The 13,107-nt window shown below is 31.3% G+C and carries 11 protein-coding genes; all 11 read right to left on the bottom strand.

The features are described 5' to 3' along the window. Positions 1–384 precede the first annotated feature (384 nt). A complete protein-coding gene (locus JNUCC74_RS03790) occupies positions 385–1,809 on the bottom strand; it encodes a lipopolysaccharide biosynthesis protein (RefSeq protein WP_454066968.1) in 1,425 nt (474 codons plus the stop codon). A gap of 49 nt (positions 1,810–1,858) precedes the next feature. Then, complete coding sequence (locus JNUCC74_RS03785; RefSeq protein WP_454066967.1) at positions 1,859–3,172, bottom strand: O-antigen ligase family protein; 1,314 nt, start codon at positions 3,170–3,172, stop codon at positions 1,859–1,861. 76 nt (positions 3,173–3,248) lie between these two features. After that, a complete protein-coding gene (locus JNUCC74_RS03780; protein WP_454066966.1) occupies positions 3,249–4,424 on the bottom strand; it encodes a glycosyltransferase family 4 protein in 1,176 nt (391 codons plus the stop codon). An 86-nt stretch (positions 4,425–4,510) separates the two neighbouring features. Further along, positions 4,511–5,692, bottom strand: a complete 1,182-nt coding sequence (locus JNUCC74_RS03775; protein WP_454066965.1) for a glycosyltransferase — start codon at positions 5,690–5,692, stop codon at positions 4,511–4,513. Between the two features lie 21 nt (positions 5,693–5,713). Then, positions 5,714–6,532, bottom strand: coding sequence for a glycosyltransferase family 2 protein (locus JNUCC74_RS03770; RefSeq protein WP_454066964.1), 819 nt, complete (start codon positions 6,530–6,532; stop codon positions 5,714–5,716). A 74-nt stretch (positions 6,533–6,606) separates the two neighbouring features. Next, on the bottom strand, positions 6,607–7,503 hold the full coding sequence (locus JNUCC74_RS03765) for an ATP-grasp fold amidoligase family protein (protein ID WP_454066963.1): 897 nt from the start codon (positions 7,501–7,503) through the stop codon (positions 6,607–6,609). 4 nt (positions 7,504–7,507) lie between these two features. Next, a complete protein-coding gene (locus JNUCC74_RS03760) occupies positions 7,508–8,602 on the bottom strand; it encodes a glycosyltransferase family 4 protein (RefSeq protein WP_454066962.1) in 1,095 nt (364 codons plus the stop codon). Beyond that, complete coding sequence (locus tag JNUCC74_RS03755) at positions 8,599–9,471, bottom strand: NAD-dependent epimerase/dehydratase family protein (protein ID WP_454066961.1); 873 nt, start codon at positions 9,469–9,471, stop codon at positions 8,599–8,601. The genes JNUCC74_RS03760 and JNUCC74_RS03755 overlap by 4 nt, the downstream gene beginning before the upstream one ends. Then, a complete protein-coding gene (locus JNUCC74_RS03750; RefSeq protein ID WP_454067825.1) occupies positions 9,468–10,103 on the bottom strand; it encodes a sugar transferase in 636 nt (211 codons plus the stop codon). The genes JNUCC74_RS03755 and JNUCC74_RS03750 overlap by 4 nt, the downstream gene beginning before the upstream one ends. Positions 10,104–10,143: 40 nt before the next feature. Next, positions 10,144–11,025: a UTP--glucose-1-phosphate uridylyltransferase GalU gene (gene galU / locus JNUCC74_RS03745; protein WP_454066960.1), complete on the bottom strand. Its 882-nt coding sequence runs from the start codon at positions 11,023–11,025 to the stop codon at positions 10,144–10,146. Positions 11,026–11,041: 16 nt separating this feature from the next. Continuing rightward, positions 11,042–12,871, bottom strand: coding sequence for a polysaccharide biosynthesis protein (locus JNUCC74_RS03740; RefSeq protein WP_454066959.1), 1,830 nt, complete (start codon positions 12,869–12,871; stop codon positions 11,042–11,044). Between the last annotated feature and the right edge of the window lie 236 nt (positions 12,872–13,107).

The raw sequence follows: 13,107 nt of genomic DNA, 5'->3' as shown, positions 1-13,107 counted from the left end.
TATTTTATTTTCTCTTATAGAGTTTGTAAGGGTGTGTCAACAAGTGCAAATCCTCTTACCATGCTCTCAGCAAATTAAAAAAAGAGACACGCCATCTCATCTATCGTAACCCTCTCTTCATATAAGTAGAATGACAAACTGTATAAAAAAGTCATTCGAAAGTTCGTATAGAGCTGATGTATTGTTGTTGGTTTTCTCTGTTTTAAACTCTAGGGATACGAATATGCAGTTCTCCGTATCTTAATTTTAAAAAAGCGATTTAAAAGTCGTTGTAAGTATTACCAGCATAAACACCTTTTCGCTCATACGATTTGTAATCAAATAAAACATCAGAAAGACAAGCTTTAGCAGGTTTTCCAAGTGATGAAAAATCACCCTAAATACTTATCCTAATATTACTTTTCTATTTTTATAAATATAAATTAAATCTTTAAAATATAATAATATCAAAATAGACGTTAATGAAATACCTATCATGATATTTAATATAATGTTTGAATTAAAGATTGAATATACAGCATAAAACATTATAGTAATAAGCATAAAGTAGATTTTTCCAAGTGGATAATTTACTTTAAATAATTTTAGTGACATTGAGGTTCTTAAAATAAAAAATATTACGTAGGAAAATGCTGTTGATAGTGAAGCGCCTAACGCACCAAAATCTGGGACAAGCATCCAATTTCCAACTATGTTAGTTAAACAAGCAACAAGTGCAATAAATATATGCCACTTACTTTTTTTATAGAAATTAATTCCTATTACTGTAGTCTCGGATATAGTATACAATATTGGCATAAAAACTAAGAAGGGCATTATTGATGCCGCTCCGTGATAGTCATTACCTAATAGTAAAACTATAACATCTTTACCAGCTATACTAGCTATAGCCACTAAAAACATACCAAATGATACAAGGATAGTAATATGGCGATAGAACATTTTATCACTTGGATTATTTTCAAACTTTTCATAGGCTATTGGTGTCCAAAAAGTTGAAAAAGTTTGCTTCAATACCATCACCAAAGCTACCAACCGCATTGCGGCTGTATATAATCCTAGCTCTTCAAAATCTCCCCACTGCCGTAAAGCTATTTTGTCGAAAGATGTAAAAATCCATGTGATAAAAATCGTAAAAATAAATGGCGTTCCGAAAGTAATTATTTCTGATTGTGAATGCTTTGCATTTTTTACTTTTACGTTCTTTATATTCCAAAGATGTCTCCCAAAATATAATGCTATTAATACTAGTATTAACAATGTAACGATTTTTGAATAGATTAATACATGAAAATTTGAACCTAATAGTGAGAAAAAAAACAATATGAAAATTAAATTAAACGTTCTTTCAAATATTTGTAATAATGAATAAAGATTTGCTTTTTGTTGCATGCGAATTACTAATTGCCCGTACCTAAATAAAAGTTGCGCAAATATACCGACAGCTAATATAACTGCAAAAACAAAGTCAACTTTTCCAATTAAAAAATATGAAATTTGTTTATAAAGAAACAATATTATTATTAATATAAAAGTAGAAGTTAATAAAGGGATACGCAGACAATTATACAACAAAGCCCCACGTTTTTCTTTCTCTTCCTCATAAAAAAATCTAACGAATGACTGATCTGTTCCAAATACAACTAAAATCAACCCTATTTGGAGAGATAAATCAAACATCGCAACTTTGCCAAAAGAATCTGGAGATAGTAGCCTTGTTGTAATCATGGTAGTAGCTAATCCTAATAATAATCCAATCCAACTTCCATATGAAAATTTCAAGAATTTATTTATTAAAGAATGCTTCATATTTTACCTTCTTTTTAAAATAAAATGAGTTTAATAAACGTTATAATACTTACCTACATTCATTCTGCCGCTTTGAGTAATTTCTTTCGTTCTTAATAATACTTTTCGTTGAAAGCATTAAACCAAAAAATAGCCATAACACTTCAAAATGAAGAACGCTACTCGATGATAAACTTGCAGGTATAAAAATTATAGTACTTAAAAAAACTGGCCAAACTATTCGTTGCAAATTATTACTAGTTTTTTTAAATACATATAAACAATTTGCAAAGAAAATTACTAACCCTGCAAAAATTAAAATACCATAGTTCACCAGTATTTCAAGCCAAAAATTATGTACCTTATCACCTTTTTGGGGCATGTGGTTCTCTAAATTACCTGGCCCCACACCAAACAAGGGGTTCTCTTTAAAAATTCTAAATCCATCTTCAGTTAATTGTTTTCTTGAATTAACTGAATAATCATTACTATTTACTGTTGATAGTTTATCAAAAGTTGCACTAATAGCTTCCATATTAAATAATGCTAATAGAGAAATAGACAAAACAAATATAATAATTAGACCTATATTTCTAAATTTAAACAATTGAATTAGAAATAAACCTAAAATAAATATAATAATAATTAATATTAACCTTGAGCCGTTTATAAAAACAAAAGAGAAAATACTGCCTAGCATAAAAAAACCAATACATTTGTATATTATTTTACCTTTTATCCAAAAAAATACTATTGGTAGACTAATTGCTAAGAAAAAAGAGTAATCATTTTGATTAAAAAAACCAACTGTAGCAACTGATAGATGTGGATATGCCGTTGTTTGTCTAATATGATTACCAGTTAATACTTCCCACCACCCTATAATTATGGTTATCAAAAGATACATGCCCCAAATTAGGTAAACTCTCTTTAACTGTGTTTTTTCTATGACAAACTTACTCATTAACCAAATTATTAATATACCTAAAATTAATGATTGATATTGGTTTGATGATAGTAAGAATCTATTCTGATAAATAACTTGAATAGTAGCAAAGATAACCCAAATATAAAAAAACATATAATATCTGCTATATGCTGATTTCACTAGACAATTATTTTTCAGCATAGAATAGAACAAAGATAGTAAAGCAAGACAAATAACAATAATATAACTTGGTTTACCAAGATTAAAACTTGAAATAAAAATCAATACTAATAATGATAGTATTGGTATTGGATCAGTTTTGGTAATTATAAAGTAAACAGATATCAAAAAGATTAAAGCTAAAAACAAACTTACAAAAGGATAGTTTAATGAAAACATTAATAAAGTAGACAATAGTACCAATCCGACTGTTAAAATATTATTAGAATAAGTCAATATTAATTCCCCCATCTATCCAGGAAAAGAGTTTTTATCTAAGCTCATTTATTTCGTACTATAAACCATCAAAAGTCTATAGTTCTTTTATTTTTTTTATAGCTGGATAAATATAACTTGAGCCTATTTTTCGCATTATTTTTTCTGTTTTATTAATCTGAGATAAGTGTATTTTAGATGGAGATCGAACAATCACTTCTGAATTCTCAAATATTTCATTTATTTCATGTTCCCTATCCTTCAAATTCCATTTATTTATTGCCTCTGTTCTAGCTTCTTGCTTCATATCTTTAAGTATCTTTTCATTATTAACAAAGTACCTCAAGGCTTCTTCTAAAGAATCTTTTTTCACAATTGATAATGGCCAATAATATCCATCCTGCCTGCTTCTAAAGTATTCAACTTTCACAAGATACCCTACTCTATTATTAATTACTTCAGACATAGGGGGATGGTTTGTTGTAATAACAGGTAACCCAGCAGCAAGAGCTTCGTACATAGTTAGTCCTAGTCCATCCAACATTGTAGGATAAACATATACATCACCTAAATGGTATAGTCCAGGTGCTGTTACAGTCTTTTCAATTATTTGCACGTTATAATTATTTAATTCTTTAACATTGTATCTAAAATTTTTTTCAAAATCTTTCTGAGTGTGTATTATTAATTTAGCACGTTTATAGATCTCACCATTTATAAACGCATCAATAACAAAACTAGTACCTTTCCTATCTGACATCCCAGCAGAATGAAAGAAAGTTAATAAATTGCTATCTTTTTCTTGTGGTTTAAATACGTTTGTATCGACCCCCCAAGGTACGTAAAAACATTGTGAGTGAGAATTAAAAACCGAATAGTGTCTCTTCGTGTTACATATTAAAAAATCAAATAAATTAAACTCTTTTATTGTGTTTTCTTTATAATAATCAACATAACTTCCTATTTTTATATTTGGAAATTTCTCTTTTACTTTATAGACTATTTCCATATGTTTTTGCTCATTAAAGAAAATAACATCAATTTTATTATTTTTTATCCACTTTTTGAAATGATTAAAATTAATACTTGATCCTCTTAATTTTAATCCCCAAGTTACAAAATCAAAATCCCAGTTTGGATCTCCTTTTCCTTGAGCCTCACCTCCACGTGCATAAACAAAGACATTATGATTTTTTTTCAATAATTCAATATATGATTTAGTAACATACGCTGCACCACGTTCAAACCATGTAGAAACAAACCCAATATTCATTAGACCAACTCGCTTTCTTTCTCAATACAGAGGTTGAATAATTAATTAACATTATTTTAATAGCTTTTTATTGTACTAGTCTTTATTTACTTGATAACATTAAGATAAACATCTTCCAATTTTTCTGCTATCCGATCCCATAAAAAGTTTTCTAACACTATTTTTTCTCCATTCTCAGCAATGTTATTCGATTCACGTTTATTATTACAGAGGAATTTTATGGAATCAGCTATTTGATCGACATTATTAGGTTCTACAATCATTCCACTTTGTTTATGTTTAACTGTTCCTTCAATTGCTTCGTTTTTACATAGAATAATTGGTTTTCTATTCAGCATTGCTTCAATATAGACTAACCCAAACGTCTCTCCCCAACTCGGTAATGAAAAAACATCACAAATACTTATATATTCCATTACTTCCCTATTTGGAATGTCGCCAATAAACCTTACATATTCTTCTAATTTATTATTACGAACAAAACTTTGTAAATTATTTCGCTCTGGACCATCGCCAATTATTAAATAAATAATATCAGGTAACTGAGTTACAAGTTGACTAACAGCTCTAATGTTATTTTCAATTCCTTTTCTCTTTATTAAAGTTGATACGCTAAGGATAATAGTTTTATTCTTATATTTATTCAATAATTCTTCATTCTTTTGGACTCTATTGTTTTTATATGTACCATTTCCTATAACTAATGAGTTTATATTAAAAGCATTTTCTACTTTTCTTTTTAAGGGAATACTAGGAGAGATTACTGCATCTGCGTTTGATAAGGCAAAATAAAGATGTTTAGACGTTTGCTTATTAAGCATATTTTTTACAGTATCTGTACTTCTATACGTTATAACTACTGGAAGATTGTATCTTTTTTTTAAATAAACTGCTAATCTTCCTTCAGGATATCCCATATGCGCATGAATTACATCAAATCGATATAATTCATGAAGTTTATCAATTTTAGGGATTATAAAATATTTTAGTGAGTTCCAAGAATATTTTTTAAAACTTTTAATAGGGAGGTCTATGAACCGCGGACGATACACAGGTATATTTTTATACAAAGTTTTGTACTTTAATTTACTATATATACTCCACTCTTCCCTAAAATTTTTTATAATCTTTGGAGTAAAAGGGGTTGGGGAAATTACAATAATTTCATGACCACGTTTTTGTAGTTCTTCCGCTTGTTTTAATATTACTATTCCATTTCTATTATTAAAAGAGTTCGGATACATCCTTGAAATAAAAAGTATTTTCATTTTTTATTCACCTTTTTATGTTTATAAAGTTTTTCTAATCATTTTTCTGATATATTGTGGTAATAGTCCATAAAAAAACTTAAAATGTACTAAAAAATGATATCTTAATGGAAGCTTGAAATTTTTGATAATAAATTTATTTAAAGATAAGGATACTTTTAAATAATTTATTCTATTACCCTTTTCAAATGATTGTCGAGAATGTATTCTTTTCGAAGAAAGAGCAAATGGAATTAGACCAATTCTATAATTATTTATTGAAAATCTAATCCACAATTCATAGTCAAATTGACTATTTCTTAGTTCATCATATAAACCTACTTTTATTAAATCTTCTTTTCTAAACATAACAGAGCTATGATTAATAGACTCATTTCGAAAAGCATTATCTTTGGTTATTGTTATATCTTTAATATCTGTTGTTTTATCAATATAGCTATATTTTTCCCATACAGGAAGTTCTGACTCTATTAAGTATATTGAGTTTGTAGCAATTAGAGAGAATTCAATATTATTCGCTAAACAGTTAGCTTGTATCTCTCCTTTTTGTGGGTGACATGGATCATCAGCATCTACATTTGCAATATATTTACCAACTGTTTTTTTTATTGCTAGATTAAGTGCTCTTCCCCTTCCAAGACCCTTAGTATTGAACACCTTAATCCTCGGGTCTAATAGGGAATATTCCTTTAACAACTTCCATGTACCGTCTGTTGATCCATCGTTTATTATTATATACTCCCAGTTTTCTATTGTTTGATTCATTACACTTTCTATTACTTCTGACAAGAACTTTTCTCCATTTTTTACTGTTGTAATGAATGACACGTCTACTTCCATCTTCAAATCTCCAATTCATAAATATAAATATTAATATTAATATTAATATTCTATAACAAAAACATTAGTGATATTTAATAAGTCATTCTATCAATTATAAATAACTCACCTAGTATAAAATCAAATTCATCTGGGGAAAATTGAACATACCCAGTCCAAGGGTAAAACGTTAATTCTCCAAAATAAACCTTTTTATTTACCCAATATAGGTCAACTCTCACAAATGGAAAATCTTCAGATAAAACTTTGGCAATATTCAACATTTCATCAAATCCTTTAGGTTTTTCCATAGGTTTTTGGAAATTAGGGTGATCCGTGCTAACATCAATTAAATTCCATTCAATATCGTATATATTCCTTTTATGTTTAACATGTCTATCAACATCTACAACAATATATTTAGGTTGCCCATTAAAGCACAAGAATTTATAATCGTTAATCCCTTCAAACATATTGTCATTAGTTTCCAATAGTTCTTCGACAATAATTTTTGGTTGAATGTTTTTATATGACCACTCTCTACCTGAAGCGTAAATATCCCTATCAATCCATTGACTCAAGGAAGATTTCACTTCATCTACTGGGAATTGCATTTTATCTTTACAAAAATAATTCGTTCCACTCCCATTTGTTGTTTTAACCACAAATTTCTCAGGTAATTCTTCTATATCCATTTCCTCTACGCTATTATAAACCTTAAATAATTTATTCAGTATGTGGCTTAATCCTTTACTCTCTACATATTTTCTGACAGCATATTTATCTGAAGCTTGTGTCATGAGTGGATCTCTGTAATATAATTTATACCATTGAAGTTTTTCAGTAAATCTTTTCGGGTTTTTCAAATCAGGTTTACGCCCTAATTTAATCATATATTGCAAATTTATCGTAAAGCTATCAGGTAGAAAACTCAGTGTTTTTAGTATTTTGAAACGAAGTTCTTGACTCTTTATTATTTTTTTATAGTCCATTTTATCAACCTATTTCGTTCTGTATTTGATTTACATAAGCATCAACAACTATTTGCCTATCAAATTCCTTTTCTACTTTCTTTCTTCCAGCTAACCCCATTTTTCTCTTTTCTTCTAAAGATAGTTTTAAAAACTTTTCAATTTTTTCTATAAGATCATTACTATTTCTTGGTTCGACAATATATCCATTAACCCCATTATCAACAATTTCCTTACAACCACTTCTGTTTGTTGTGATTATTGGACGACCGCTTGAAGAAGCCTCTAATAATACGTTAGACATACCTTCTGGATAATATGTAGGGTGTACTATACAATGACTGGTTTTTATTACATCCACCACATTTCTAACCATACCATGATAGAATATTATTTCTTGACTATGTAATTTTTCTAAGGTATCCTCATACTCCTCTTCACAAAAACCGCAAATATGAAAACTTGTTTTCGGGTGTGTTTCCTTTATATACTTTGCAGCTTCTAAGTACTGATCAATACCTTTTTGCTTCATGATTCGAGATATAAATACAAATTGTATTGTTTCCTCAGTGGGAAACTCTTGAACCCTAAACCTTTCCAAATTTACGCCCGAACCAGGAATTAATTTATGTTTACCTATTGCTATTTTGCGATCAATAAAAAATTGCTGATTTTCTTGATTCTGAAAAAACACACAATTAATTTTACTAAAAGCGTATTTATAAAGAAGAATAGATACTTTTTGCATAATACCTGGGTTTTCTACTGCTGTTCCAAGTCCTGTAATATTTGCAATGTAGGGTACATTCAAATATTTACAAGCTATTCCACCATATATATTTGGTTTGATAGTAAAAGAAAGAACAATATCCGGTTTAATATCTTTTATTACTTTTTTATAGTAAGTTATTAATTTCATTTCTTCCATTATGTTGGTGCCGTGTCTTGATAAAGATGCTTCTACATACGTACAACCCATACTAACTAAATCGTCAATCCTCTCCCCATATGGAGAAGAAATAAAAACCTCGTATCCTTCTTTTAATAGACGTTCAACTATTTCTAATCTGAAATTATAAATAACTACATCATGATTAACTAAAAATAAAACTTTTTTCATTGTTTTCCTCTTTCCAACTCAGCAGCTATTATTGAGACTTTAAAACTCTTTACATAATAACTCTCTTTATACCTACTTACATTACTATCATAAACCAAATTCCCAAAAACTTTATTTAAGATATTGATTCTCCCTAACAAAAGTCTAATCATCGGATTAAAAATTTTAACTAACCTAATCTTCTTACCATGTACTTCAGCAATTAACCGTACCATTTCACTCGTTTTTACATACTCTTCATTTTGTGGGAAAAATACTCCGCTTTCCTCATTCTCTACCATTAATCGAATAAATTCAGATAGATTATCAATATGTAACATACTTCGTTCATTCTGAAAATCAGGAAAGATTGGCAACTTTTGAGCAGCCTTAGCTAGTTTAGGGTAATTTCCTTTTGAATTTTTTCCGTAAATCATAGGTGGTCGGATTATAGCAACACGGAAACTGTCATCTTCTAAAGGCTGTATCGCTTTTTCTGCTTCCAACTTACTTTTACCATAAAAATTAGCTGGATCAGGTACTGTATTCTGGTCAATAACTTTCTTTTCACTACTAGCTTCACCATAAATAATGATACTGCTCATAAAAATAAATTGAGCTACTCCCTGCTCTTTTGCTTTTTTAGCGATTTCTACAGTTAAATCTCTATTCACCCTATAGTAGAGTTCCTCCATTTCAGGGTCTGCCGAGACATGAGCTATCCCAGCTACATGAAGAACAACATCATACTTGGAAAAATCAATACTTTTCCATGAATCATCTCGTAAACTAATTTTATCTATTGTATACTTCTCCGGATATTGCTGAACCCAATCTGCGAATGAGTTTCCTACATAACTATTTTGTCCAGTGATAAGTATTTTTTTCATCTTGAAACAGTCTCCTTATTGGATGCTATTTCATCTTTTGCTTTGGTACCTGTTCCACCTTCAACAACACCATCACTTTTTGCCACACTAATAAAAGTGCCGATAAAGCATTTAACATCAAACAGAAAGTTCATACGATTTACATATTCTCCATCAAGCTTAGCTTTTACTTCTATTGGCAGTTCATCTCTTCCATTGATTTGCGCCCAGCCAGTTAAGCCTGGTTTTACATCATTAGCTCCATATTTGTCACGCTCTCTAATTAAATCATATTGATTCCATAATGCGGGCCGAGGTCCGATAATGCTCATTTTCCCAACAAATATATTCCATATCTGCGGTAACTCATCAAGGGAAGTTTTTCTTAAAAACTTCCCTACTCTCGTTATATATTGCATCGGATCCTCTAATAAATGGGTAGGCGTATCTTTAGGTGTATCTATTTTCATTGTTCTAAATTTCAGGATATAAAAATGTTCTTTGTGCAGACCTACTCGCTTTTGTTTAAATAAGACAGGACCTTTGGAATCGAGTTTAATAGCCACCACAAACAGTAAAATGACTGGCGAAAGTAGCACAAGTCCAATAAAAGACAAAACAATATCTATCAATCTTTTAAGCTTTAAGTAGATCATTTATGAGAATCCTTTCTATCGCAAAAATAACAGTTAATTAAACTGACGTTTTTTCCTTATTTACCCTCTCCACCAAATACGCTAGCAATTCGTCCTTAATTTCGTCATTTTCTAATGCTAAATCAATGGTCGTTTTTACAAAGCCAAGCTTTTCACCAACATCATAGCGTTTACCTTCAAAATCATACGCATAAACAGTCTGCACTTCATTTAATTTTTGAATGGCATCTGTTAATTGAATTTCTCCACCGGCACCAATTTCCTGTCTATCAAGAAATGTAAAGATTTCTGGTGTTAGCACATAACGACCCATAATCGCTAAATTAGACGGTGCCGTACCTTGCTTAGGCTTTTCTACAAAATGGTTAACTTGATAGCGTCTACCTTCAATCGTGTTTGGATCAACAATTCCATAGCGATGTGTTTCCTCCATTGGAACTTGCTGTACACCTACTACAGAGCATTGGGTTTCTTCAAATTGATCGATCAGTTGGCGTAATCCAGGTGTTTCGGCTTGGACAATATCATCACCAAGTAAAACAGCAAATGGTTCATTACCAATAAATTTACGTGCGCACCAAACCGCGTGGCCTAAGCCTTTAGGTTCTTTTTGACGAATATAATGAATATCCACCTTTGACGGTTGCTTTACTTTTTCCAGTAGGTCAAATTTTTCCTTTTTCATCAGATTGTCTTCTAATTCATAGTTGTTATCAAAATGGTCTTCGATCGCTCGTTTCGTTTTCCCCGTAACAATAATGATATCTTCAATACCCGATTGTACTGCTTCTTCAATGATATACTGAATCGTCGGTTTATCTACAATTGGCAACATTTCTTTCGGCATCGCTTTGGTTGCCGGTAGGAATCTTGTCCCTAATCCAGCTGCTGGAATAATTGCTTTTTTAATAGTTTTCATTGGATGATCCCCCTCATTATGATCCCTTTACATTTACATACGCATGCTCCATATAAACAATTTTCATCAGTGTATCCTTTAAATCTTTTCTTGTATAATCTTCGAAGTTCTCAATAAGTCTACGAACAATTTGACGATCCACTTCGGAAGTTTTTCCGACATAAATTTTCTCATAGACAGCATCAGGGTGAATTTCATCTTTACTAAGTAATTCTTCATACATTTTTTCACCAGGTCGAATACCTGTATAAGTAATTGGAACTTCTTCTTCCGTATAGCCGGATAGTTTTATCAAGTTTTTCGCTAAATCAACAATTTTTACCGGTTCACCCATATCAAGCACAAAAATTTCCCCGCCTTTAGCCAAGGTTCCTGCTTGAATAACGAGGCGAGATGCTTCTGGGATCGTCATAAAGTAACGCGTCATTTCTGGATCCGTTACGGTGACGGGGCCGCCTCTTTCAATCTGTTTTTTAAATAACGGGATTACGCTTCCCCTGCTGCCAAGCACATTTCCGAACCGTACTGCTGTAAATTTGGTTTTGCTGCGAATAGCTAAATCCTGAATAATCATCTCTGCAATCCGTTTCGTTGCTCCCATCACATTCGTCGGATTCACTGCCTTGTCGGTAGATACTAAAACGAATGTATCGACACCAAATGTATCTGCAGCTTCTGCGACGTTCTTTGTACCAATTATGTTATTTTTTACCGCTTCATGTGGATTTTTCTCCATTAATGGTACATGCTTATGGGCAGCTGCATGATAGATAATTTGCGGCTTATATGTCCCTATCACTTCAAAAATACGGTTGCGATCCTGCACATCTCCAATGACCGGAATGATTTCAATGCCGACATCACGATATTTTTCACCTAATTCCATATCAATCGTATAAATGCTGAATTCACCATGACCAAATAAGACAATTTTGCTTGGTGAAAATTTCATGATTTGCCGACAAATCTCAGAACCAATGGAGCCTCCTGCACCAGTGACCATTACTGTATTTTTTGTGACATATTTGGAAATCGAACGAATATCGAGCTGTACAGGTACTCTTCCTAGTAAATCTTCCACCTCGACGTTTTTTAAATGGCTGACAGATACTTTCCCTGTCATTAAATCTTCAATTTTCGGGATCATTTGCACTTTTGCATTTGTTTGATTACAAAAGTCGACAATTTTCTTCAATTGTCCATTACGAAGCGAAGGAATAGCGATCACAATATGTTCGATCTCCATTTCCTCGACAACCCGCGGAATATCTCTCACTTTACCAACAACAGGCAAGCTATATAGTTGCATCCGTTGCTTTGTCATATCATCATCGACAAAGGCAACTGGTTGTAGTTCTGCTTCATGACTTTGATCACGTAATTGTCGGGCAATCATCGCTCCAGCTGATCCTGCTCCAACAATTAACGTTCGCTTAAGTTCTTTTCCATTATTTATGTATCTATCACGTAACATTCGCCAAATAAAACGTGATCCACCAATTAAAATAATATGAATCATCCATGTGACAATAAGTGCTCGTTTATAAATCGAAAAATCATTTACAATAAATTGTACAATGGCCGTTCCAATAATCGATAATGTGATAGCCAAAACAATTGCTTTTAATTCTCCAATACTGGCATAAGCCCATACTTTATTGTACAGCTTAAAAATCGACGCAAAAATATGATGAAATAGTACTAAGGCTATAGCACTTATAACAATAGCGTCCATACTGACAACTTCTGTATAAGGGTATACGATCCACGAAGCAGCAAATATTGCTGTCGCGACAATGAGCGAGTCTAACAAAATTAATAGACCCAGCCTTACTTTGTACCCCATCTATGTCTCCCCTCCTAGGTGCATTTGCTACTATATAGGAAAGTTTTCCTGCTATTATATTAGCATTGTTTTCCAGTAGTTGCTTCCAAACTTTAATGATTGTTACTAAAAATTAATATAATTAGTAAAAATTTATGTCGTTTTAGTGATAGCAAGCTAGCAATTTTTTTGAGATGATAAATACCAATGTCTTAGGGAGAATGACCTGATAAAATTTAACGGAAAAATTTACCAGT

Source organism: Cerasibacillus sp. JNUCC 74 (assembly GCF_053667775.1).
Note: the sequence above shows the minus strand (reverse complement) of the source record. Positions and strands in the feature narration are given on the sequence as shown.

Excerpts from the sequence above, each read along its gene's own strand:
- JNUCC74_RS03790 (WP_454066968.1), bottom strand. The coding sequence starts at position 1,809 with ATGAAGCATTCTTTAATAAATAAATTCTTGAAATTTTCATATGGAAGT.
- JNUCC74_RS03780 (WP_454066966.1), bottom strand. The coding sequence starts at position 4,424 with ATGAATATTGGGTTTGTTTCTACATGGTTTGAACGTGGTGCAGCGTAT.
- JNUCC74_RS03775 (WP_454066965.1), bottom strand. The coding sequence starts at position 5,692 with ATGAAAATACTTTTTATTTCAAGGATGTATCCGAACTCTTTTAATAAT.
- JNUCC74_RS03770 (WP_454066964.1), bottom strand. The coding sequence starts at position 6,532 with ATGGAAGTAGACGTGTCATTCATTACAACAGTAAAAAATGGAGAAAAG.
- JNUCC74_RS03765 (WP_454066963.1), bottom strand. The coding sequence starts at position 7,503 with ATGGACTATAAAAAAATAATAAAGAGTCAAGAACTTCGTTTCAAAATA.
- JNUCC74_RS03760 (WP_454066962.1), bottom strand. The coding sequence starts at position 8,602 with ATGAAAAAAGTTTTATTTTTAGTTAATCATGATGTAGTTATTTATAAT.
- JNUCC74_RS03755 (WP_454066961.1), bottom strand. The coding sequence starts at position 9,471 with ATGAAAAAAATACTTATCACTGGACAAAATAGTTATGTAGGAAACTCA.
- galU (WP_454066960.1), bottom strand. The coding sequence starts at position 11,025 with ATGAAAACTATTAAAAAAGCAATTATTCCAGCAGCTGGATTAGGGACA.
- JNUCC74_RS03740 (WP_454066959.1), bottom strand. The coding sequence starts at position 12,871 with ATGGGGTACAAAGTAAGGCTGGGTCTATTAATTTTGTTAGACTCGCTC.